Genomic DNA, 22,606 nt, shown 5'->3' on the forward strand with positions numbered 1-22,606 from the left:
CCAGTCGTTACAACCCTCCTCGAATCAATCCCCCCATCCCGCGGCGCTCCATAAACGCCGCCACCTGATGACGCACCTCGGTCGCCATCTGCGCCTCAAGGCTGCGTCTGGCAAGGGTTTGCGCGTCTTCAAAATCGATATGCCGCAGCAGATATTTCACACGCGCTACCGAACGGCCATTCATCGAAAGATGGCGATATCCCAGACCGATAAGAATCGCCACGCACATCGGATCACCCGCCATCTCGCCGCACAAGCGAAGATCGAGACCATGTTTTTCGGCTTCCTGCGCAATCATGGACAGTGCGCGCAGCATAGCCGGATGCAAACTGTCATAAATACTGGCCACGCGGGTATTGTTGCGATCTACCGCCAGGATATATTGCGTTAAATCGTTGGTGCCGACCGAGATAAAGTCGATCCGGTTAGCCAGATGCGGCAGCATAAATACCATTGATGGTACTTCCAGCATAATGCCGATACGCGGTTTCGGGATCGCATAGCCGATCATCTCCTCGACCTCGCGCCCGGCGCGTTCGATCAGACGCCGCGCTTCATCGACTTCATCAATACTGGTGACCATCGGCAACAAAATGCTGAGGTTGCCAGTCGCCGCATTGGCGCGCAGCATCGCGCGGACCTGGATCAAAAAGATCTCCGGCTGATCCAGCGTAATGCGGATCCCGCGCCAGCCCAGACACGGGTTCTCCTCGCTGATCGGCATATAGGGCAGTTGCTTATCCGCTCCCACATCCAGGGTCCGCAGCGTCACCGGTTTATCGTTAAACATTTGCAGCATCCCTTGATACTGCGCCACCTGCTCTTCTTCCGAGGGAAACCCGCTTTGCAGCATAAAGGGAATTTCAGTACGGTACAGGCCGATACCGTCGATCCGACTGCCTAACTTTTCCTCATGCTCGGGGCTGAGCCCGGCATTCAGCATCACTTTGACTCGCTCGCCGCTTTTCAGTTGGGCGGGAAGGTTGACGTCGTCCTCCGCCAGACGACTGAGTTCTATCTCTTCACTAATGAGTCGCTGATATTCCTGAATAAGCACGGGTTCAGGATCGACCAGTAATTCACCGCGATAGCCATCCACCACCAACGTACGGCGATGTAGCACCGAAGGCTGGATATCCGCGCCCATGACGGTCGGGATACCGAGCGCGCGCACCATAATCGCCGCATGCGAGTTTGCCGCGCCGTCGCGCACTACAACGCCCGCCAGCCTGTCCTGCGGCAGCTCCGCCAGGGTGGTCGCCGACAGCTCATCCGCGACCAGAATAAAACGTTCCGGCCAGGCGTTTGGCCCCTGAACTGAATCATCAAGGTGGAATAACAGCCGCTGCCCCAGCGTGCGTAAGTCTCCCGCACGTTCTTTGAGGTAGTTATCGGTTAGCGCCGCAAATTGCTCGGCAAATTTTTCGATGATTTTTTTAACGGCCCACTCCGCAACAGCGCCTTTGTCGACCTCGGCGAAGAGTTCGCGACGCAGTCTGGCATCTGAAAGCAGGTGTGAGTACAGATCGAAAATGGCCGCCGTCTCTTTTTGCGCGCCGGCGGCAAAGCGTTTGCTGTATCGTCGGAATTCGTTCGCCGCCTCTTCCAGCGCGCCGGTCAGTCGTTCGCGTTCAAGAGAGGTATCCAGCGTAGACGCTTCGTAAACCTGTTCCATCAGCGGCATGGTCGCGTCTTGCCAGCCCGTTGCGATAGCCACGCCCGGCGCCGCAGGAAGCGCGCGGATTCGCGTCTGCCGGTATTGCCCGAACAGCGCTGTGACCTGCGACTGTGACAGGATAGCCGCCATCTGCGTAGCGAGCGTGACGAGGAAAGACTCTTCGCTTTCATCGTACTGGCGCAATTCGCGCTGCTGTACGACCAGCACGCCGAGAAGTTGGCGACGCTGAATGATCGGCACGCCGAGAAACGCGCGAAAACGTTCCTCTTTTACCGAAGGAATGTATTTAAAGCTGGGATGTTTTTGCGCATCGGCAAGGTTAATGGGTTCCGCCAGCCTGCCCACCAGACCGACGATCCCCTCATCAAACGCAAGCGCAACGGTTCGACCACGCGGTTTTTTCAACCCCCGCGTCGCCATCAGGTAATAACAGCGTCGGTCATGATCGGCCAGGTAAACCGAGCAAACCTCTGTATCCATCGCAAGACAGATATCCGTGACCAGAATATTCAGCGCCTCGTTCAGACGCGGCGCACTGGCCACTTTTTCGACTATTTCGCGCAGGCGAGTGAGCATAATTTGCGTGGCTTAACCTCTTTTACGTCGATAAGCAGGCGCGCTTTGTAGCTTAGGGGGATTATCCTGAAGCGCCATGACAACACTTGCAAACTCTTTCATTACCCTGCGGTAGACATCGCGTTTAAATGACACCACTTGTCGAACCGGATACCAGTAACTTACCCAGCGCCAGCCGTCAAATTCCGGCGTACTGCTGGTTTGCATATTGATTTCGGCGTCGGCGCTCATTAACTGCAAAAGAAACCACTTTTGTTTCTGGCCGATACATACCGGCTTTGTGTCCCAACGCACCAAACGTTTTGGTAACTTGTAACGCAACCAGTTGCGAGTAGAAGCAAGGATCCGCACATCTTTACGGCTTAACCCAACTTCTTCAAACAGTTCCCGGTACATCGCCTGTTCTGCCGACTCCCCTGGATTTATCCCGCCCTGCGGGAACTGCCAGGAGTGCTGACCAAATCGCCGGGCCCACATCACCTGCCCCTGACGATTACAAATTACGATACCTACATTTGGGCGGTAGCCATCGTCATCAATCACCGGACTACCTCAACATAAACCTTATATATGAACGATTGTTTCATACTCCAGTGAGGCGGTAAACCACTCTGTAATAGTGACACAGCCTAATAACAATTGAATAACTCACAGTAAATGGCCGAGTTATAAACAGATGATGACGCCCTTGCGCCATTTTATTCACCTTTTCTGTGGATATAGTTGTGAAGAAGTATGGAATTACCACGGGAAAACCCAGAACAGTCTGAATTCCTCATACTGGAGGCAGTAAAAATAGTTCCTTATATTCATTGTGTTATAGACAAATCTTACATGCCACCTTCATAAAGCGTGACCAGCATCACATCTAAGATCCTTATGCTGATGAAAGATCAACCAGCGTCGGTTTTATCCACAGATTGTGCCAATAACTTACGCACTATTTGTCTGAATTTTCGATTTTCGTCGCACGTCAAGGCTGTAAATGGAAACAGTAGTGGTGGTTTTACACAGTTATCCCAACTTTCTGTGGATAACATAGTGTAAGATCCTGTTTATTGTCAGTGACCAGAATTGGAAAACCCGCTTCAGCGTTGCGCAACACGAAGAAACAACACAAAAAAGGCAATAAAAATCAGTCTATTGAATATAAGACACAGAAAAAGATAAACTCTGCCCATACGGTATAAAATCACTGTTCACTTTTTAACCTAAGGTATTAGTCATGTCCGCTCTTTGTCCGCTACTGACTCCGCCTGCTTCGGAAGCATTGCTGTTAGCCCAGGCGCGGCAGCTTTCCGGCTATACGTTAGGCGAGCTGGCGGCGATGGCCGGCATTACCACGCCTAAAGATTTGAAGCGAGACAAAGGCTGGATCGGCGTCTTGCTGGAGATCTGGCTCGGCGCCAGCGCCGGGAGCAAGCCGGAGCAGGATTTCGCCGCGTTAGGCGTAGAACTGAAAACCATCCCGGTGGATAGTCTGGGTCGTCCTCTGGAAACAACCTTTGTTTGCGTGGCGCCGTTAACCGGTAACAGCGGCGTGACCTGGGAGACAAGTCACGTACGGCATAAATTGAAGCGCGTGCTATGGGTACCGGTCGAAGGCGATCGCAGCATACCGTTAGCCGAACGCCGCGTAGGTTCGCCGCTACTCTGGAGTCCGAGTGAAGAAGAGGACAGGCAGCTACGCCTCGACTGGGAAGAGCTGATGGACATGATAGTGCTGGGCCAGGTGGAACGCATTACCGCCCGCCATGGCGAAGTCTTGCAACTGCGACCCAAAGCCGCCAATGCCAGGGCGCTCACCGAGGCTATCGGCGCGCGCGGGGAACCTATTTTGACGCTACCGCGTGGATTTTATCTGAAAAAAAATTTTACGCAGGCGCTGCTGGCTCGCCATTTTTTATTGCAGAATCCGTAACGTCCATTACACGCAAATGCGCCTCCGCTATGGCTACGCATCGGGCCGATGCCGGATAAACGTAAGCGTATTGTCGCCGCTATTTTACACCGTTCCTGGTTGCGCAAATTCAGCCTGGGCTTTCGCCCGTCACTCGACGGGCCTATAATTACCGCTTCTTTTTTTGGCAGGACTTTGTTCGATGTTATTTGCATGGATAACCGATCCCAATGCCTGGCTGGCGCTCGGTACGCTGACGCTGCTGGAGATTGTACTTGGGATCGACAACATTATTTTTCTTTCTCTGGTGGTAGCAAAACTTCCTACGGCGCAACGGAACCACGCACGGCGGCTTGGGTTGGCGGCGGCGATGATCATGCGCCTGGCGCTGCTGGCGTCAATCGCCTGGGTCACTCGTCTGACTAATCCGCTGTTTGAGCTTTTCGGCGAAGCGATTTCCGCCCGCGATCTCATTCTTCTACTGGGTGGGTTATTTTTAATCTGGAAAGCCAGCAAGGAGATCCATGAGTCCATCGAAGGCGAAGAAGAAGGGTTAAAAACCCGGGTTTCTTCTTTCCTGGGCGCAATTGTACAGATTATGCTGCTGGATATTATTTTCAGCCTTGATTCAGTTATCACAGCGGTTGGCCTCTCCGATCATCTGTTTATTATGATGGCGGCAGTCGTTATTGCCGTGGGCGTCATGATGTTTGCGGCACGGCCCATCGGCGAGTTTGTCGATCGCCATCCGTCGGTAAAAATGCTGGCGCTCTCCTTTCTGATCCTGGTTGGCTTTACCCTGATTCTGGAAAGTTTCGACGTTCACGTTCCGAAAGGGTATATCTATTTCGCCATGTTCTTCTCTATCGCAGTAGAGAGCCTGAACCTGTTGCGTAATAAAAAGAATCCGCTGTAATCCTGTTTCGCTCCCCCGCCGGGGAGCGAATACTCACTTTATTTCCTTTCTTCTCACAGATTAAGATTTTGCTGCTTCCGACATGCAGAGCTGCGCGTTATTACTAGACTATTATCAGACATATGATTAACAGACTATTATCAGATGCAGGCTACGTGAGGACAAACGGATGAAAAAGTGGGCAGTTGTAATTTCCGCAGTAGGGTTGGCTTTTGCGGTATCCGGATGCAGCAGCGATTATGTAATGGCGACGAAAGATGGTCGTATGATCCTGACCGATGGAAAACCGCAAGTTGACGATGATACCGGTCTGGTCAGCTATACCGATGCACAGGGAAACGAGATGCAAATCAACCGTGACGAAGTGTCTCAAATCATCGAACGTTAAGCAGTGGCCTGTGATCGAGGTCAGCGTTCTGCAAGCCTTCAGGCTGCGTCCCGTAACGGTGCGTGGCGACCACGCCCGGTAACAATTACGCCGCGCAGCCTGCAATTTTACTTTCCCTTTTGCCTTCCCTCTGCCATTTTTATTGTCCTTTGTCGGGAATTTCTGACTTCATAATAAAAAGGAAACGGCTATGCACTATCACCGTATACCCCACAGCTCGCTCGAAGTAAGTACGCTAGGGCTGGGCACAATGACATTTGGTGAACAAAACAGCGAAGCCGACGCTCACGCACAGCTCGACTATGCCATCGCAAATGGCATTAACCTTATCGACGCCGCCGAGATGTATCCGGTACCGCCGCGCCCGGAAACACAAGGGCTGACGGAATCCTATATCGGTAACTGGCTCGCCAAACGCGGCAACCGTGAAAAACTGATCATCGCCAGCAAAGTTAGCGGACCGGCACGTAATAATGATCAAGGCATCCGGCCTCATCAGGCGCTGGATCGTAAAAATATTCGCGAAGCGCTACACGACAGTTTGACCCGATTGCAGACCGACTATCTGGATTTGTATCAGGTGCACTGGCCGCAGCGCCCCACTAACTGCTTCGGTAAACTCGGCTATAACTGGACAGACTCCACGCCAGTAGTAAGTCTACTGGAGACGTTAGACGCGCTAAGTGAGTTTCAGCGAGCGGGTAAGATTCGTTATATTGGCGTTTCAAATGAGACAGCGTTTGGCGTGATGCGCTATCTGCATCTGGCGGAAAAACATGACCTGCCGCGTATTGTCACTATCCAGAACCCCTATAGCCTGTTAAACCGCAGCTACGAGGTCGGGCTGGCGGAAGTCAGCCAGTATGAAGGTGTTGAATTGCTCGCCTATTCCTGTCTGGCGTTTGGCACATTAACCGGTAAATACCTGAACGGGGCCAAACCCGCAGGCGCGCGGAATACCTTGTTCAGCCGCTTCACACGTTACAGCGGCGAACAGGCGCAAAAAGCCGTTGCCGCCTACGTCGATATCGCGAAGCGCCACAATCTTGATCCGGCGCAGATGGCGCTGGCCTTTGTTCGCCGCCAGCCGTTTGTCGCCAGTACGTTACTGGGCGCAACCACGATGGCGCAGCTCAAGACGAATGTGGAAAGTCTGCATCTGACGTTAAGCGAAGAGGTTCTGGCGGAGATTGAGGCGGCGCATCAGGTTTATACCTACCCGGCGCCGTGACGGTCAGTGCCCGGTGGCGCTACGCTTCCGGGCTTACAGAGACAATGTAAGCCGGGTAACGCGCACTCGCCGCCCGGCATATTCACTCAGTATGATGCCTGCCGGCGCTGCCAGATCCACAGCGCCGCGATCGCCAGCGCGAACAGCACGCCAAAGCCGATACCTATCGCCACTGCCGGAACGCCAACCAGCACCGCGAGCGAGTACAGTCCCAGCATTAATAGCATGGCGCTATTCTCGCCCAGATTTTGTACGGCAATGGCATTCCCGGCGCCAACGCTCTTCTTACCGCGCTCCTGGAGCAAGGCGTTGAGCGGCACCACAAAAAAGCCGCCCAGCATACCTATCAACAGCAACAAGGCATAAGCAGGCAGCAATGCGTGCTGTAATGAGAAGATCGCAACCACAACGCCAATCAAAATCCCGGCGGGCATACAGCGCGATATGGTCTCCAGCGTCACCAGTTTTGCCGCCGCACCCGCGCCGACCACAATGCCTACCGCCACCATGGCGTTCAGGTAAGTCGGCGTGGCGTTATCCGTAATGCCCAGCGCCACCGGCACCCACAGCACCAGCAGAAAACGCAGCGTCACGCCTGCGCCCCAGAATAGCCCGGTCCCCACCAGCGAAAAACGCGTTTCACCGTTACGCCAAAGGACAACGCAAGCGCAGAAGAAGCTACGCGTCATCGCCGACAACCGCCAGGATTGTCCTGGACGCGCCGCCACAAGCTTCGGGATAAACAGGTTCGCCGCCACTGCGCCAGCGTAGGCCAACGCGCAGGCAACCAGCGCGGCGATGACATGCCAGTCGGCCAATACGCCGCCCGCGACGGAACCGAGCAAAATCGCCGCAATCGTAGAGGCTTCCATCAGGCCATTGGCTTTCACCAGCTTATCGCCCGTCGTCAATTCGCCCAGAATACCGTATTTCGCCGGAGAATAAGCCGCCGCGCCGATCCCGACCAATGTATAACCGACAAAAGGATTCACGCCGAGGCAGATACCTGCCGCTCCCGCCAGTTTAAGACCATTGGCGACCATCATCACCCGGCCTTTGGCAAAGCTGTCCGCTATCTGGCCGACAAACGGCGCAAAAAGAATGTAAGCGCCCACAAACACCATTTGCAAAACAGGCTGGCTCCAGTCCGGGTAAAACTGAGCTTTCAGCAGCGCCAGCGTCGCGAACAGCAGCGCATTATCGCCAAAAGCCGAGAGAAACTGCGCGACAATCACCGACAGCATCCCTTTCGACCAGATGGAGGTGTTAGTACGTACTGACTCACTCATGATGTTGTTCCGGCGCATCCACCCAACTTTTCAGCGTCACAAAATCGGGTTTCCCGCTGCCAAGCAAGGGAAGCTGTTTCAGATAACGGATATCACGCGGGACGGCAAGTTCCGGAATACCGTGTTCACGGGCATAGTGCTGTAATTTTTCTCGGGTGAGTTCGCTGTCAGTCGTAAACAGTACCAGCGCTTCACCTTTGCTGGCATCGCTTTTAATGGCGGTAGCGTGCATTTTGTCCGCCGAAACGCCAAGCGCCAGTTGCTCGACCATCTCCAGCGAGACCATTTCGCCAGCAATTTTCGCAAAGCGTTTCGCGCGCCCCTGAATCTGCACAAAACCATTTTCATCGAAGCGTACAATATCGCCCGTGTCGTACCACCCGCGCTCGGTTTCGCCTCTGGCGTTTTCCGCTGACGGCACCTCCAGCACGCCCGGTTTTTCCACGCGCAGATAGCCATTCATGATATTCGGCCCTTTCAGCTGTAGCCGACCGCCGTTTTCAATACCGGGCACCGCCAGCAGACGCGCGTCCATGCCAGGCAGAATGCGGCCAACAGTGCCCGGCTTAGCCGCCATCGGCACGTTAATCGAGACTACTGGCGCGCATTCCGTTACCCCGTAGCCCTCAAGAATGCGCAGACCGAATTTATCCTGCCACAGTTGTTTAGTGCTCTCCTGAAGTTTTTCCGCACCGGCCACCACATAGCGCAGGCGATAAAAATCATACGGATTGGCAAAGCGCGCATAGTTGCCGAGGAAGGTTGATGTACCAAACAGCACGGTACAGTTACGGTCATAGACCAGTTCCGGCACAATGCGATAGTGCAGCGGACTTGGATAAAGAAACACTTCCGCGCCGGTCAACAACGGCGTAAACAGGCCCACCGTCAAACCGAACGAGTGAAAGAGCGGCAGCGCCGACATAAAACGGTCATTGGCGGTGAAATCCGCAATCGTTTTTATCTGCTCGACGTTCGCCAGAATGCTTTTATGACTGTGCACCACCCCTTTCGGGTGCCCTTCCGAGCCGGAGGTAAAAAGAATGATCGCCGCGTCTTCCGGCTGCTGTTTTACCTGCGCCAGTCGCGGCGCCAGGAGGTGGGCAAAAATCCACAGCTTGTCGGCGGGCGTGACGTCCGCTTTTAAATCTTCCAGGTAAACCCAGCGAACCTGCGTTAGCTGCTCCGGCAGGTGCCACAATTTACCTTTATCGAGGAACTGGCGGGAGGTAAAAATCGTTTTAATTTCCGCCGCGGTAATCGCGCTGGTCAGCCCTTTTACCCCCGCCGTGTAGTTCATCATGGCCGGAATGCGGCGACGAGAAACCGCGCCGAAAATCACCGCCGCGCTGATGGCGGCATTCGGCAGCATTAAACCGATTTTCTCGCCCTCAACGCTGTACTTTTCCAGAATCCGGCCAACAAAAAGCGTCTTGGTCAGTAACTTACGATACGTATCCGGCGTAAAGTTAATGTCCTCAATACAGTTTTTACCTGCGCCGTAACGATATTGCGCCGCCAGCAACGATTCGTATAACGTCTCGCGCGGGCGCACCGCCATACGCGCTTCCATCATGATCTGGTGCAGCATCTCACCCGCTATCTTACGTCTGTCGCGCGCGCGCGGCGCTTCCGGCATCGGTATTTGCGTCGGCGGTAAAATATGAAGCTGAATGCGGGGGAATAAGCGCCGTTTAACCAGACCTTTAAGGCGACTGAAAGGCGTAAGCTCCGCGCCGTCAATACGGAGCGGAATGACGGTTGCGCCCGATTTTGCCGCCACAAAGCCTGCGCCGTCATAAATTTTCATCAGCGAGCCGGTCACGGAAATCCGCCCTTCCGGGAAAATCACCACTGGACGCCCCTGCTCCACCAGGCGCACCAGGTGTTTAATGGACATGGGTTTAGTGGGATCGAGCGGCACAAAATCGATCAGCGGCGTTAACCAGCGCATATACCATTGCTGGCTGATGGAGGTATATACCGCAAAGACAGGCCGTACCGGCAAAAACAGCGCCAGTAGCATACCATCGATAAATGAAACGTGATTGGGGGTAATTAAGACCCGGTTCCCCTGTAGCGCCCGGACATCGCCAGTGACGCGCACACGATAAAGCACGCGAAACAGGTTACGGAAAAATCCAAACAGCATTTCAACTCCCTTTGGCCGACAATTCGCTAAAACATGAATTGTGGCAGATTACACGAGTTGCGTAACAGGAGCGATAGCAAAATAGGTTCGAAAAAAAACCTGCGCATCCGCGCAGGTTGGTGCAAGAGACAGGTACGAAGAGCGTACCGAATAATCTCACCAATCAATACCTCTGGGATCTTGATTGTGGGCTTCGCGCGTCTGCATCGCCAGTCCGAAAACGCAAAGGAATAAACGGAAATGCAACGAGTTGTGTAAATTATCCGTTACTGTTACAGGTTCAGGCGAAACAAAAAAAAACCTGCGCATCTCTACGCAGGTTGGTGTAATTCGTGTGATCAACAATGACGTTGATTCCACCTATCAATACCTCTGGGATCACCACTCTATCAACCTGACTCGCTGGCCTGCCAGCAGACAATCGCAACAGCGCTTCGCAAACTGTAACGAAAGATTTGTATTGTCACTTTACAGACGCATTTCTCCCGTGCAGGTCACATTTGCCCGACACGGCGGGGCAAGAGGCTTGAACAGACGTTCATTTTCCGTAAAACTGGCGTAATGTAAGCGTTTACCCACTATAGGTATTATCATGGCGACCATAAAAGATGTAGCCCGACTGGCCGGTGTTTCAGTCGCCACCGTTTCTCGCGTTATTAACGATTCGCCAAAAGCCAGCGAAGCGTCCCGGCTGGCGGTGACCAGCGCAATGGAGTCCCTGAGCTATCACCCTAACGCCAACGCGCGCGCGCTGGCACAGCAGGCAACGGAAACCCTCGGTCTGGTGGTCGGCGACGTTTCCGATCCTTTTTTCGGCGCGATGGTGAAAGCCGTTGAACAGGTGGCGTATCACACCGGAAATTTTTTACTGATTGGCAACGGGTATCATAACGAACAAAAAGAGCGTCAGGCTATTGAACAGTTGATTCGTCATCGTTGCGCAGCGTTAGTGGTACACGCCAAAATGATTCCGGATGCGGACCTGGCCTCATTAATGAAGCAAATCCCCGGCATGGTGCTGATTAACCGCATTTTACCGGGGTTAGAACACCGCTGTGTCGCGCTGGATGACCGTTACGGGGCATGGCTGGCGACCCGACATCTGATCCAGCAAGGTCATACGCGTATTGGGTATATCTGTTCCAACCACACCATCTCTGATGCCGAAGATCGCCTGAGGGGCTATTACGATGCGCTGGCGGAAAGCCATATCCCGGCTAACGATCGGCTGGTGACGTTCGGCGAACCGGATGAAAGCGGCGGCGAGCAGGCGATGACTGAGTTATTAGGTCGCGGCAGAAATTTTACCGCGGTGGCCTGCTATAACGACTCGATGGCGGCTGGCGCGATGGGAGTATTAAATGATAATGGCGTGGGGGTGCCGGGCGAAGTATCGCTCATCGGTTTTGATGATGTACTGGTCTCACGCTATGTGCGTCCCCGACTGACCACCATTCGGTATCCGATCGTCACCATGGCGACACAGGCGGCGGAACTGGCGTTAGCGTTGGCGGGGAAATGCCCTACGCCAGAAGTAACTCATGTATTTAGTCCGACACTGGTACGCCGACATTCGGTATCCACGCCGACGGATACCGGACACCTGTCGACAACCGATTAATCAGGGTAGCATGATGGCGACAATGCTGGATGTTTCCCGCCATGCGGGCGTATCAAAGGCCACCGTCTCACGAGTGCTGAATGGGACGGGGCAGGTAAAAGAAAGCACGCGCCAGAAAGTGTTTACGGCGATGCAGGCTCTGGACTATCGCCCCAACCTGCTGGCACGCTCGCTGGCGAATCGCACCAGCAACAGCATCGGTCTGGTCGTCTCTACGTTTGACGGCTTCTATTTTGGCAGTTTGTTGCGCCGGGCGTCGCGCCAGGCGGAGTTTCATAACAAGCAGTTGATCGTCACCGATGGTCACGATACGCCGGAACGAGAGCAGAAAGCCGTACAAATGTTGGCCGACAGACAGTGCGACGCTATTATTCTTTACACTCGCTATATGGATGAGCCGGCGATTTTGTCGTTGATTGACGCCACGGAAATGCCGCTGGTGATTATTAATCGCAACGTCACTCAGGCCCGCGATCGCGCTATTTTCTTCGAGCAGGAGACGGCGGCATTCCAGGCGGTGGAATATCTGATTACGCAGGGCCATCGCGATATCGCCTGTATTACGCTGCCTGTTCATACTCCCACCGGCACATCACGCGTAGCGGGTTATCGCAAGGCGCTGGAAAAATATGGCATTCCCTGGCAACCGGCAAAAGTGAAATTCGGCGATTACACGCTGACGCGCGGCTATGACGCCTGCCGGGAATTACTGGAGGAAGGCGTCACGTTTAGCGCGCTATTCGCCTGTAATGATGACACGGCGCTGGGCGCGGCAAAAGCGCTGCGCCAGGCCGGATTACGCATCCCGCAGGATGTGTCGCTGTTTGGTTTTGACGATGCGCCGGGCGCAACCTGGCTTGAACCGGGGCTTTCAACAGTCTATTTACCCATCGAGGATATGATAGCCACCGCAATCGATCAGGCCGTTCGTCTGGCGAACAGCGAGCCGGTCGCCCCGATCCCGCCCTTTACCGGCACGCTGATTCTGCGCGAGTCCGTCGCCGCAGGCCCGTTTTTTCAACGTCCGGCCTAATGATGCGCTTCAGAGCATCTCCAGCGCTAACAGCTCTTCAATGGTCTGACGACGGCGGATCAGCCGCGCCTGTCCATTGTCAAACAGTACTTCCGGCAGGAGCGGGCGGCTATTGTAATTCGATGACATAGACGCGCCGTACGCGCCGGTATCGTGCAATACGAGGTAATCGCCGGGGATGACCGCAGGTAAGGCGCGTGTTTCAACCATTCCCCCTTCCTGCTGCGTAAAAACATCGCCTGATTCGCATAGCGGCCCGGCGACCACCGTCTCGACCCACGGGCCATTTTCAAGCGCGCGACCATCCGCCGCCAGCGCCGAAATACGGTGATAGCTACCGTACATCGCCGGGCGCATCAGATCGTTAAAACCCGCATCTACCAGCACGAAATGGCGGCTTCCCATCTGTTTTACGCTACGCACCTGCGTTACCAGCACGCCTGATTGCGCCACCAGAAAACGTCCGGGTTCGATCTCAAGTTTGACCGCATGTCCCAGATGGCGGGCGATTTGCTCGCGCGCCGCGTTCCACAGGCCATAGTAATGGCGCGTATCAACGGGCTCTTCTCCCTCACGATAAGGTATCGAGAGTCCGCCGCCTGCCGAAATCGCCTCCACATCCTGACCACATTCCAGCACCTGGCGTACCATCGCGCCGCAAACCTGCTCCAGATGGCCATAATCGACGCCGGAACCAATGTGCATATGGATACCGACAAGTTTCAGTCGGTATTTCTGCATTACCGCCAGCGCCGCCGGAAGATCGCTATGCCAGATGCCGTGTTTGCTGTTTTCGCCCCCGGTGTTGGTTTTCTGGCTGTGGCCGTGACCAAAGCCAGGATTCACGCGCAACCAGACGCGATGCCCAGGCGAAACCTGACCAAGCTGCGTCAGCATATCTACCGAGCCGGCATTGACCGGAATATGCAGTTCACTGACGCGCGCCAGCGTGTCGGCATCAATCACATCGGCGGTAAAAACGATATCATCAGGGCACGTTTGTGGATCGTAGCCCGCCGCCAGCGCACGTTCGATCTCTCCCAATGAAACAGAATCCACCTTGACACCCTGCGCGCGCATTAAGCGCAGGATATGAATGTTCGAACAGGCTTTTTGCGCAAAACGCACGACGTCAAACTGCTGCAGGGCGGCTATCTGACGGCGAATAATGTGCGCGTCATAGACCCAGACCGGACAGCCAAATTCAGCAGGCAATCTGAGCAAATTTTCAGCGTTAAGGTCAGTTTCAGCGTGATAATGCGGCAATGACATAACAAACTCCGGAACAGGCTTTTTAACGATTACGCCATACCTTAGAAAGAATAAAAAATATCGTTTTATTGTCAGTCTATGCAAAAATGATATGGGATAAATGATTCAGGGAAACGTATGGCTGCCGTTAATTTACGTCACATTGAAATTTTTCATGCCGTAATGACCGCCGGAAATCTCACCGAAGCGGCGCGGCTGCTGCATACCTCGCAGCCTACCGTCAGTCGCGAGCTGGCGCGTTTTGAGAAAGTGCTGGGATTAACGCTGTTTGAGCGCACACGCGGGCGCTTACATCCGACGGTGCAAGGGCTACGCCTGTTCGAAGAGGTACAACGCTCCTGGTATGGGTTGGATCGCATCGTCAGCGCGGCGGAAAGTCTGCGCGAGTTCCGTCAGGGCGAGCTCTCTATCGCCTGCCTGCCGGTCTTTTCACAATCCTTTTTGCCGCCGTTACTACCGCCTTTTCTGGCGCGTTATCCGGATGTCAGCCTGAATATTGTGCCGCAGGAGTCGCCGTTGCTGGAAGAGTGGCTCTCCGCTCAGCGCCACGATTTAGGGCTGACGGAGACGCTTCATGCCCCGGCAGGAACAACCCGTACCGAGTTACTAACGCTGAATGAAGTGTGCGTACTGCCCTGCGACCATCCGCTTGCCGCCAAAACGGTACTGACGCCAGACGATTTTCAGGGGGAAAACTTTATCAGCCTCTCCCGCCTGGACAGCTATCGACAGTTGTTGGATACGTTATTTGCCGAACATCAGGTGAAGCGCAGAATGGTGGTGGAAACGCATAGCGCGGCCTCCGTCTGCGCGATGGTGCGCGCCGGGGCGGGCGTTTCGATCGTTAACCCGCTAACCGCGCTGGACTATGCCGCCAGCGGCGTCGCCGTTCGCCGCTTCAGCATTGACGTGCCCTTTACCGTCAGCCTGATTCGCCCGCTACACCGCCCCGCCTCCGCGCTGGTTGACGCCTTCAGTAAGCATTTACAAACGCACCTTTCGCGCCTGGTCGAACCGCTGGAGGTTATTCTGGGGCCGATGACGAAAGCATAAAGCTCACGGCATCTGCGGCATGAATTGCCGTGGTATCGAAAACCGGTAGCGCGCTTTGCGTCTGGGGAACAAGCAAACCTATTTCAGTGCAGCCAAAAATAACGCCCTGCGCGCCTTGCGCAGCCAGTCGTTCGATAACCTGTAAATAATAGTGGCGCGACGCGTCGGTGAATGTCCCCTGACAGAGCTCGTCAAAAATGACCTGATTGATACGCGCCCGATCGTCCGCCTCCGGCACGATGGTCTCAATCGCAAATTGCTGTTCCAGCCGCCCGCGATAAAAATCCTGCTCCATCGTATAGCGAGTCCCTAATAGCGCCACGCGATGCAACCCCTGACGGGCGATAGCTCGCCCGGTAGCATCCGCGATGTGTAGAAAAGGCAGAGAACAACGAGATTCAATAATGTGCGCGATTTTATGCATGGTGTTGGTACACAGCACAATGCCTTCTGCGCCCGCCTGCTGTAACCCCTGCGCGGCCTGCGCCAGGATATCGCCCGCTTTATCCCACTCGCCGCGGCGTTGACATACTTCAATATCGTGGAAATCTACGCTATGCAGCAGTAAGCTCGCCGAGTGCAGGCCTCCCAGCTGCTGTTTAATGCCTTCATTGATTAAACGGTAATAAGGGATAGTCGATTCCCAGCTCATCCCCCCCAACAGCCCGATCGTTTTCACTGCGCTCTCCTTTTTTTAAAGCATTATGGCAGTGAAGCAAACTTACACATCCGTTTCCAGTCTATTTTTCATCATGCCGGATAACAGGCGTCATCCGGCATGGGAGGGGTGATTACACGCCAATATTTCTTAGCTTCTCGCCCGCCATCAGCTTGCGTTCGATGTGCTCCAGGGTGACATTTTTGGTTTCCGGAATCAGCCAGAAAGTGATGCCGATAAAAGCGATATTCAGCGCGGTGTAAAGCCAGAATGTACCTGCCGCGCCAATGCTGTCCAACAGTGTCAGGAATGTCGCGCCGATGATCATGTTCGATACCCAGTTTGTCGTGGTTGAACAGGTAATGCCAAAATCACGGCATTTCAGCGGCTGGATTTCCGAACACAGTATCCACACCACCGGAGCGGCGCTCATCGCGTAACCGGCGATACACATCATCGTCATCCCAACGGAAAGCCAGGAGAGGCCGCTTGATGCCGTACCGTTATCAAACTGCATCAGGCAGTAGCCCAACACCAATGTCCCTAACGCCATTACGCTGAAACCGATTTTTAACGCCGGTTTACGCCCGGCCTTATCTACCGTAAAGACGGCGATAAACGTCGCGAACATAAAGGTCAGTCCGACCACCAGCGTAGCGATCATTTGCTGTTCCGTGGTGGTAAAGCCGGCCATTTTAAAAATGCGCGGCGCATAGTACATAATGATGTTCATGCCGGTGAACTGCTGCATTGCCTGTAGCAGCATACCGAGGAACACGGCGCGGCGAACATTGCGGTTAGCTTTAAATAATGCCCACCCGCCCTGCTTGAGTTTGAGGCTTTCCCGAATCTCATTCAGTTCATCACGGGCTTTTTCCGAGGTATCGCGCAGCATACGCAGCACCTCTTCCGCTTCAATATGGCGACCTTTTTGCGCCAGCCAGCGCGGACTATTCGGCAGGAATACCACCAGAATAATGAGCAACACCGCAGGCAGCGCCAGTACGCCCAACATCGCGCGCCAGTTGCCGCTGTAGCTGAATGCCGTATCGGATAAAAAAGCCAGCACAATGCCTAACGTCACCATCAGTTGATACATACTGATCATTTTGCCGCGAACATTTTCACTTGCCATTTCAGATAGATAAAGCGGCGCGGTATAGGAGGCAATCCCTACTGCTACGCCCAGTATCACGCGGGCACCAATCAATACTTCCACGCTGGAAGCAAACGCCGACCCCAGCGAGCCGAGCACAAACAAAATCGCGCCAGCCATCAGGCTATACTTACGCCCCAGCCGGAATGAAAGCCAGCCGTTAAATAATGCGCCAATTGCCGCGCCAAGCATCATACTGCTGACGACCCATTCCTGCAGCCGGCTGGTCAGTACGAAATGGTCGGTAATAAAAGGCAGCGCCCCGGCGATAACGCCGATATCCAGACCAAATAACAGTCCCGCTACCGCTGCAGAAACCGAAACAAACATATTCATACGTCGTGTGTCGCGAAGCGAACGCGGCGTTAAAGCAGAGTCATGATTAATAGAGACCATATTTTCCTGCCACAACAGAGTAAGACATAGCCTGAAAGTACGGGATACTCTTCCTCAAGTGTCAGGCTGGAAACGGCATAAATATGGATTAAATGGCTACGCTATAGCGATATGTGATGGATATTACACTTTTTAAATTTAACGCCGTTGCCGGGTATTCTTTTAAACCACCAATATTTCAATGAATTAAAGCATTGATCATAGCTATTATTTAACAATATATGGATTAAGTTAAACCCACAATATGGACTATGCTAATGAGATCATAAAAAACCCTGTACCAGGACAGGGCTTTATCAGTTTTTCGGCCAAAGAGTCGATTTTCCCAGAAACGCATTTGTCAGTAGCGGATTAACGCGCCAGCCAACCGCCATCTACCGCTATGGTATAGCCGTTAATATAATCAGCGGCGCTGGATGCCAGGAAGACTACCGGGCCCATTAAATCGCCCGGTAGCCCCCAACGACCAGCCGGAATACGGTCGAGAATTTCGGCGCTACGTTGTGCATCAGCGCGCAATTGCTGGGTATTATTCGTGGACATATAGCCCGGTGCGATGGCGTTCACATTGATATTGTGTTTCGCCCACTCGTTCGCCATCAGACGTGTTATTCCCATTACGCCGCTTTTCGACGCGGTATAAGACGGAACGCGAATGCCGCCCTGGAAGGAGAGCATAGACGCGATATTAATAATTTTGCCGCCGTTGCCCTGGGCAATAAAATATTTTGCCGCCGCCTGAGACATAAAGAACACGCTCTTGATGTTCAGGTTCATGACGTCATCCCAGTCTTTTTCCGTGAAATCAATCGCATCTTCACGACGGATCAAACCCGCGTTATTCACCAGAATATCAATATGACCGTATTCCGCCACCGCCCGTTCCAGTAATGCCGGAATACCATCGATTTGACGCAGATCGGCTGTCAGGCTTAAAAAACGACGTCCCAGAGCGGTGACGCGCGCAATAGTGTCCGTCGGTTCAACAATGTTAATACCGACAATGTCACAGCCCGCTTCCGCCAGCCCTAACGCCATCCCCTGCCCCAATCCGGTATCGCACCCCGTCACAACCGCGACTTTACCCTCAAGAGAAAATGCATTCAAAATCATTGTTAATCCTTATTTTTGTCATGCCTGTCACGCACAGGCGTTATCACCGGTCGCGACTAGCGCAGATCTTGTACCGCAACGTGATCCATGTCATCGAAGACCTGATTTTCTCCCACCATGCCCCAAATAAACGTATAGGCTTTGGTGCCAACGCCGGAATGTATTGACCAGCTTGGGGAAATAACCGCCTGTTCATTACGCATCACAATATGACGGGTTTCCTGAGGCTGCCCCATCATATGGAAAACGCAACTGTCTTCTTCCATATTGAAATAGAGGTAAACTTCCATACGGCGCTCATGGGTATGGCATGGCATGGTGTTCCATAGATTGCCGGGCGCCAGTTCGGTGAGTCCCATACTGAGCTGACAGGTTTCCAGTACATCCGGTACGAAGTATTTATTGATGGTGCGACGGTTACTGGTGAGGTTATCGCCTAAGGTGACGGGCGCAACGTCGGCAGGCGACACTTTTTTCGTCGGATAAGCGGTATGCGCTGGCGCGCAGTTGTAATAAAACTTCGCCGGTCTGCTCGCCTCATTGCTGACGAAGACCAGCTCTTTCGCCCCTTTACCAATATACAGAGCATCACGATGACCAATGTCATGGCGCTGCCCGTCAACGATAATGGCGCCCGCGCCGCCAATATTAATGACGCCCAGCTCGCGGCGGTCCAGTAACCGGGAAACGCCAAGCTGTTTACCCACCTCTCCGCCGATTTCAACAGAATGGCTGACGGGCATAATGCCGCCGACAATAATACGGTCGATATGGCTGTAGACCATCGTATATTCATCAGCGACAAAAATATTTTCTATTAAAAACTCGCGTCGCAGCGCCTGGGTGTCCAGCGTTTTAGCATGCTCGCTATGGATGCTTTGCCTTACGTCCACTTTTCCCTCCAATGATAAATCGATCGCAATGGCATAAAATCAAAACACTGTTTTGATTTATTTAACGGCATCATAGTCGCCTGGATGAAGGTTTTCAACAATAAATAAAACAACGTTTCATTTATATGGTTGGTTATTTTTAAAACTGCTGTAGCGATCACGATCGGCGCTAAAACTTATACACTTGTATGATTTTCAGACATGTGCGCCAGGTGCTGTATGCGGTTACTCAGATAAAAATTGAAGCTTGTTTTAGAACGGGGTCTGATGTGCGAATTGAATTAAAAGCGGTATGCGTCTGCAATGCCCGACGCGGCAAGACGTTCCGCGCTATAACGAAAAAGGGGGTTCTGTTACTGGCTTTGCCCTCGTGATAGAGGGCTTTTTATGACGGAATAATGAAGCAGAAAAAGGATGGCTGGCGCAGGATCAATCGCGTTCAATGGTTAAAGCAACGCCCTGGCCGCCACCAATACACAGCGTCGCCAGGCCTTTTCGCGCGTCGCGTTTAACCATTTCGTGCACCAGTGAAACCAGAATTCGACAGCCGGAAGCGCCAATAGGATGCCCCAGCGCAATCGCGCCGCCATTAACGTTTACCCGTCGCTCATCCCATTCCAGCATTTTTCCTACCGACAACGCCTGGGCGGCAAACGCTTCGTTGGCTTCGATAAGGTCGACCTCCGCCAGTTGCCAGCCGGCACGCTCCAGACAGCGCCGGGTAGCATATACCGGCGCAATCCCCATTAGCGCAGGATCGACGCCGACGCTGGCAAACGCGCGGATGCGCGCCAGCACCGGCAGCCCCAGCGCCTGGGCTTTCGTCTCACTCATCATCATCACCGCGGCAGCGCCATCGTTGATTGAGGAAGCATTACCCGCCGTCACCGAACCTAAACTATCAAACGCCGGATGCAGCAGAGCTAACCCCTCCGCACTGGCGTCGGTCCGCGGTTGTTCATCCGTATCGACAATTGCGGTCTGCCCATTACGTTGCGTGACGATGGGGACAATCTCATCTTTAAAACGCCCGGTATCAATCGCGGCCCTGGCTTTTTGCTGCGAACTGAGCGCATAAGCATCCTGTAACTCGCGGCTGATGCCATATTCCCGCGCCAGGTTTTCTGCCGTCACGCCAATGTGGTAATCGTTGAAGGCATCCCATAAGCCATCATGTACCAGACTATCCACCAGATTGTCGGCATCAGGCAACGCGCCGGTACGGCTGTCATTGAGGACATGCGGCGCACGGCTCATATTCTCCTGCCCGCCCGCGATAACAATGTCCGCTTCGCCGCACTGAATAGCCTGCGTCGCCAGGTGCAACGCTTTTAAACCGGAACCACAAACGTCATTAATGGTAATGGCGGAAACGGTAGTCGGCAGCCCTCCTTTGATGGCTGACTGGCGCGCCGGATTCTGCCCGGCTCCAGCCGTCAGTACCTGACCGAGGATGACCTCATCGATAGCGTTAGCGTCCACGCCGGTGCGCTCAATTAACGCTTTTACGACCATACTCCCCAGCTCGACGGCGGAATGACGGGCCAGCGTTCCCTGAAAACAGCCGATGGGTGTCCGTAAAGCTCCCACTATCACAACCTCTTTCATTACCACCTCAGCGCAAAATGACACCGCCATAGTAGAGCATTGTTAAAATTAGTTATCTTGATTGTTTAAAAAAAGTGAGTTTTATCACAAAGGAAATGACGCTGATTTGACGGTGGTACAGCTTATTTCTGCTGCAAATGGTAGCGAAGCCAGTTCCCCGCCGTTCCGGGCGGCGTTTTCTTGTTCCACAGCAAATCAATAGCAATCGCCCTCGGCCAGCCAGGAACATCCAGCTGCGCCAGCGGTTTTTCCGCCGCAAACTCTTCCACCAGCGCGCAGGGCAATACGCACCAGCCAAATCCCTGAACCGCCATGCTCAACAGCAATAAATAGTTTGGCGCTGACCAGGCCGGGCCGCGCGTAATGTTGGCGTTAGAGTCAAGGTAGGTATTCAGACGCAGCTCGCGCCAGGTATGCAGTTGCTCCCATTGCAGGTTCGTCTGCGACGCCAACGGATGCGTGGTCGCCACATAAACCCCCATCCAGCTTTGAACAGGCAGACGCGTCGCGCCAATGTCTGTGGGATAGTCATCACGCGCTTCAATCAGGCCTATCTGGGCACGCCCTTTTTGCAGCAGGTCGATGACATCATCATTTTCTCCGATCAAGCATTCAAACTCGGTATGCGGAAATTGACGATCAAACTGCGCCATTAACTCTTCCAGACTGTCAGGGTGCAGGGTATCAGAGAGGACGAACGTGAGCCTTGCCTCCGTCTCGCCGGATAACGTCAGCGCCACCTCATCCAGACGATCGCTCGCCGATAAAATAGCCTGAACGTAGCTAAGCACCCGTTTTCCTTCTTCGGTCAGAACGGGCTGGCGCGATGATCGATCAAATAATGAAAATCCCAGATCCGCCTCCAGATGCGCAATGGCGGTACTAATGGTGGACTGGCTTTTACGCAGGCGGCGCGCCGCCGCAGAAAACGAACCGCAAGAGACGGTCTCAACAAATGCCATTAACGCTTCAGGTGAGTAACGCATAACCTATCTACTTTATCGATGGATGTTATCTTTTAGGTATCACATTAAACGATAAAATAGCGGAAATTTCTTTCGTTTGATTAAGAGTAAGGTTTTTTCGTTTATGCAACATGACGCCATACAACGTCGTTCGCTGCCGGAGCGTATTTTCCATGCTGTCTGTTTTGAAGGTATTGCGACTGCAATACTGGCGCCAACGACCGCCTGGCTAATGCAGCGCTCGGTGCTGGAGATGGGCGGCCTGACGATATTGCTGGCAACGACGGCCATGATCTGGAATATCATTTATAACGCTCTGTTTGATCGACTGTGGCCCTCGCATCAGGTGAGACGAACCGCCAAAGTGCGCGCACTCCATGCGTTAGGATTTGAAAGTGGGTTTATTGTCATTGGCGTGAGTATTGTCGCCTGGGTACTGAATGTCAGCCTGCTACAAGCATTCACCCTGGAAATTGGTTTCTTCCTGTTCTTTTTGCCGTACACGATGCTGTACAACTGGGCGTACGATGTTTTACGCCAGCGAATAGTGACCCGCCGCCAACAGCGCGTTAGTGCATGATATTGCTCTTTTTTGCCGGGATCGCAACGCTCCCGGCCCTCCTCCTCCACGACATCCATCTGCTTAAAACGCCCCCAACTGACGCTATTTATGGTAAATTGCGCTTCTTTTTGTGTGTTTTATAGTTG

The 22,606-nt window shown here is 53.5% G+C and carries 19 protein-coding genes; 8 read left to right on the forward strand and 11 right to left on the reverse strand.

Features of this window, described 5'->3' with window-relative positions:
- Window positions 1-7: 7 nt before the first annotated feature.
- Both ptsP and rppH read right to left on the reverse strand, forming a co-directional pair.
- Complete coding sequence (ptsP, locus tag ACLJRH_RS09280; protein WP_000957887.1) at window positions 8-2,254, reverse strand: phosphoenolpyruvate--protein phosphotransferase; 2,247 nt, start codon at window positions 2,252-2,254, stop codon at window positions 8-10.
- Window positions 2,255-2,266: 12 nt separating this feature from the next.
- Window positions 2,267-2,797, reverse strand: coding sequence for an RNA pyrophosphohydrolase (gene rppH, locus ACLJRH_RS09285; protein ID WP_000564481.1), 531 nt, complete (start codon window positions 2,795-2,797; stop codon window positions 2,267-2,269).
- Window positions 2,798-3,479: 682 nt separating this feature from the next.
- Here rppH and mutH point away from each other — a divergent pair.
- From mutH to ACLJRH_RS09305, 4 genes are all read left to right on the forward strand, one after another.
- Window positions 3,480-4,175, forward strand: a complete 696-nt coding sequence (mutH, locus tag ACLJRH_RS09290) for a DNA mismatch repair endonuclease MutH (protein WP_001274930.1) — start codon at window positions 3,480-3,482, stop codon at window positions 4,173-4,175.
- Window positions 4,176-4,356: 181 nt separating this feature from the next.
- The gene (locus ACLJRH_RS09295) at window positions 4,357-5,070 is read left to right on the forward strand and encodes a TerC family protein (protein WP_000895632.1); all 714 of its coding nucleotides are present in this window, start codon (window positions 4,357-4,359) and stop codon (window positions 5,068-5,070) included.
- Between the two features lie 169 nt (window positions 5,071-5,239).
- Entirely contained in the window at window positions 5,240-5,458 is a 219-nt protein-coding gene (locus ACLJRH_RS09300) for a YgdI/YgdR family lipoprotein (protein WP_000758662.1), read from the forward strand.
- Window positions 5,459-5,648: 190 nt separating this feature from the next.
- Entirely contained in the window at window positions 5,649-6,689 is a 1,041-nt protein-coding gene (locus ACLJRH_RS09305) for an NADP(H)-dependent aldo-keto reductase (protein ID WP_000558960.1), read from the forward strand.
- A gap of 86 nt (window positions 6,690-6,775) precedes the next feature.
- Here the strand turns inward: ACLJRH_RS09305 and lplT are convergent, their stop codons facing one another.
- Both lplT and aas read right to left on the reverse strand, forming a co-directional pair.
- Window positions 6,776-7,978, reverse strand: coding sequence for a lysophospholipid transporter LplT (gene lplT, locus ACLJRH_RS09310; protein ID WP_023136662.1), 1,203 nt, complete (start codon window positions 7,976-7,978; stop codon window positions 6,776-6,778).
- Window positions 7,971-10,130 carry a bifunctional acyl-ACP--phospholipid O-acyltransferase/long-chain-fatty-acid--ACP ligase gene (aas, locus tag ACLJRH_RS09315; protein WP_000896101.1) on the reverse strand — a complete coding sequence of 720 codons (2,160 nt, stop codon included), beginning with the start codon at window positions 10,128-10,130 and terminating at the stop codon, window positions 7,971-7,973. Before aas ends, lplT begins: the two co-directional genes overlap by 8 nt.
- A 592-nt stretch (window positions 10,131-10,722) precedes the next feature.
- On the opposite strand from aas, the gene galR reads away from it, so the two are divergent.
- Both galR and ACLJRH_RS09325 read left to right on the forward strand, forming a co-directional pair.
- A complete protein-coding gene (gene galR, locus ACLJRH_RS09320; protein WP_000201030.1) occupies window positions 10,723-11,751 on the forward strand; it encodes an HTH-type transcriptional regulator GalR in 1,029 nt (342 codons plus the stop codon).
- 10 nt (window positions 11,752-11,761) lie between these two features.
- Window positions 11,762-12,784 carry a LacI family DNA-binding transcriptional regulator gene (locus tag ACLJRH_RS09325; protein WP_072102305.1) on the forward strand — a complete coding sequence of 341 codons (1,023 nt, stop codon included), beginning with the start codon at window positions 11,762-11,764 and terminating at the stop codon, window positions 12,782-12,784.
- Window positions 12,785-12,793: 9 nt separating this feature from the next.
- Here ACLJRH_RS09325 and lysA read toward each other — a convergent pair whose 3' ends face one another.
- Window positions 12,794-14,056 (reverse strand): diaminopimelate decarboxylase, encoded by a 1,263-nt coding sequence (gene lysA, locus ACLJRH_RS09330; protein ID WP_023136664.1) that lies wholly within the window; start codon window positions 14,054-14,056, stop codon window positions 12,794-12,796.
- 117 nt (window positions 14,057-14,173) lie between these two features.
- Here lysA and ACLJRH_RS09335 point away from each other — a divergent pair, with 117 nt between their 5' ends.
- Window positions 14,174-15,109: a LysR family transcriptional regulator gene (locus ACLJRH_RS09335; RefSeq protein ID WP_000741797.1), complete on the forward strand. Its 936-nt coding sequence runs from the start codon at window positions 14,174-14,176 to the stop codon at window positions 15,107-15,109.
- Here the strand turns inward: ACLJRH_RS09335 and ACLJRH_RS09340 are convergent.
- The 6 genes from ACLJRH_RS09340 to ACLJRH_RS09365 all read right to left on the reverse strand — a co-directional run bounded on the left by ACLJRH_RS09340 (window position 15,081) and on the right by ACLJRH_RS09365 (window position 21,919).
- Window positions 15,081-15,788 (reverse strand): aspartate/glutamate racemase, encoded by a 708-nt coding sequence (locus ACLJRH_RS09340; protein WP_023136665.1) that lies wholly within the window; start codon window positions 15,786-15,788, stop codon window positions 15,081-15,083. The two genes, ACLJRH_RS09335 and ACLJRH_RS09340, sit on opposite strands and share 29 nt — an antisense overlap.
- A gap of 112 nt (window positions 15,789-15,900) precedes the next feature.
- Window positions 15,901-17,319: an arabinose-proton symporter AraE gene (gene araE / locus ACLJRH_RS09345; RefSeq protein WP_000253650.1), complete on the reverse strand. Its 1,419-nt coding sequence runs from the start codon at window positions 17,317-17,319 to the stop codon at window positions 15,901-15,903.
- 351 nt (window positions 17,320-17,670) lie between these two features.
- Window positions 17,671-18,432 carry a 2-dehydro-3-deoxy-D-gluconate 5-dehydrogenase KduD gene (kduD, locus tag ACLJRH_RS09350; RefSeq protein WP_000602478.1) on the reverse strand — a complete coding sequence of 254 codons (762 nt, stop codon included), beginning with the start codon at window positions 18,430-18,432 and terminating at the stop codon, window positions 17,671-17,673.
- A 56-nt stretch (window positions 18,433-18,488) separates the two neighbouring features.
- On the reverse strand, window positions 18,489-19,325 hold the full coding sequence (gene kduI, locus ACLJRH_RS09355; protein WP_000383274.1) for a 5-dehydro-4-deoxy-D-glucuronate isomerase: 837 nt from the start codon (window positions 19,323-19,325) through the stop codon (window positions 18,489-18,491).
- Window positions 19,326-19,754: 429 nt separating this feature from the next.
- Window positions 19,755-20,933, reverse strand: a complete 1,179-nt coding sequence (locus ACLJRH_RS09360) for an acetyl-CoA C-acetyltransferase (RefSeq protein ID WP_000665986.1) — start codon at window positions 20,931-20,933, stop codon at window positions 19,755-19,757.
- A gap of 122 nt (window positions 20,934-21,055) precedes the next feature.
- On the reverse strand, window positions 21,056-21,919 hold the full coding sequence (locus ACLJRH_RS09365; protein WP_001270769.1) for a LysR family transcriptional regulator: 864 nt from the start codon (window positions 21,917-21,919) through the stop codon (window positions 21,056-21,058).
- A gap of 103 nt (window positions 21,920-22,022) precedes the next feature.
- Between ACLJRH_RS09365 and ACLJRH_RS09370 the strand changes: the two genes are divergently transcribed.
- On the forward strand, window positions 22,023-22,478 hold the full coding sequence (locus ACLJRH_RS09370; protein WP_023136666.1) for a multidrug/biocide efflux PACE transporter: 456 nt from the start codon (window positions 22,023-22,025) through the stop codon (window positions 22,476-22,478).
- Window positions 22,479-22,606 lie beyond the last annotated feature (128 nt).

It is taken from the genome of Salmonella sp. SAL04162, assembly GCF_046551535.1.
GTDB lineage: Bacteria > Pseudomonadota > Gammaproteobacteria > Enterobacterales > Enterobacteriaceae > Salmonella > Salmonella enterica.

What these genes read in the sequence shown, in the direction of transcription:
- ptsP (WP_000957887.1), bottom strand. Translation starts at nt 2,254, where the DNA reads ATGCTCACTCGCCTGCGCGAAATAGTCGAAAAAGTGGCCAGTGCGCCG.
- mutH (WP_001274930.1), top strand. Translation starts at nt 3,480, where the DNA reads ATGTCCGCTCTTTGTCCGCTACTGACTCCGCCTGCTTCGGAAGCATTG.
- ACLJRH_RS09295 (WP_000895632.1), top strand. Translation starts at nt 4,357, where the DNA reads ATGTTATTTGCATGGATAACCGATCCCAATGCCTGGCTGGCGCTCGGT.
- ACLJRH_RS09300 (WP_000758662.1), top strand. Translation starts at nt 5,240, where the DNA reads ATGAAAAAGTGGGCAGTTGTAATTTCCGCAGTAGGGTTGGCTTTTGCG.
- ACLJRH_RS09305 (WP_000558960.1), top strand. Translation starts at nt 5,649, where the DNA reads ATGCACTATCACCGTATACCCCACAGCTCGCTCGAAGTAAGTACGCTA.
- lplT (WP_023136662.1), bottom strand. Translation starts at nt 7,978, where the DNA reads ATGAGTGAGTCAGTACGTACTAACACCTCCATCTGGTCGAAAGGGATG.
- aas (WP_000896101.1), bottom strand. Translation starts at nt 10,130, where the DNA reads ATGCTGTTTGGATTTTTCCGTAACCTGTTTCGCGTGCTTTATCGTGTG.
- galR (WP_000201030.1), top strand. Translation starts at nt 10,723, where the DNA reads ATGGCGACCATAAAAGATGTAGCCCGACTGGCCGGTGTTTCAGTCGCC.
- ACLJRH_RS09325 (WP_072102305.1), top strand. Translation starts at nt 11,762, where the DNA reads ATGATGGCGACAATGCTGGATGTTTCCCGCCATGCGGGCGTATCAAAG.
- lysA (WP_023136664.1), bottom strand. Translation starts at nt 14,056, where the DNA reads ATGTCATTGCCGCATTATCACGCTGAAACTGACCTTAACGCTGAAAAT.
- ACLJRH_RS09335 (WP_000741797.1), top strand. Translation starts at nt 14,174, where the DNA reads ATGGCTGCCGTTAATTTACGTCACATTGAAATTTTTCATGCCGTAATG.
- araE (WP_000253650.1), bottom strand. Translation starts at nt 17,319, where the DNA reads ATGGTCTCTATTAATCATGACTCTGCTTTAACGCCGCGTTCGCTTCGC.
- kduD (WP_000602478.1), bottom strand. Translation starts at nt 18,432, where the DNA reads ATGATTTTGAATGCATTTTCTCTTGAGGGTAAAGTCGCGGTTGTGACG.
- ACLJRH_RS09360 (WP_000665986.1), bottom strand. Translation starts at nt 20,933, where the DNA reads ATGAAAGAGGTTGTGATAGTGGGAGCTTTACGGACACCCATCGGCTGT.
- ACLJRH_RS09365 (WP_001270769.1), bottom strand. Translation starts at nt 21,919, where the DNA reads ATGCGTTACTCACCTGAAGCGTTAATGGCATTTGTTGAGACCGTCTCT.
- ACLJRH_RS09370 (WP_023136666.1), top strand. Translation starts at nt 22,023, where the DNA reads ATGCAACATGACGCCATACAACGTCGTTCGCTGCCGGAGCGTATTTTC.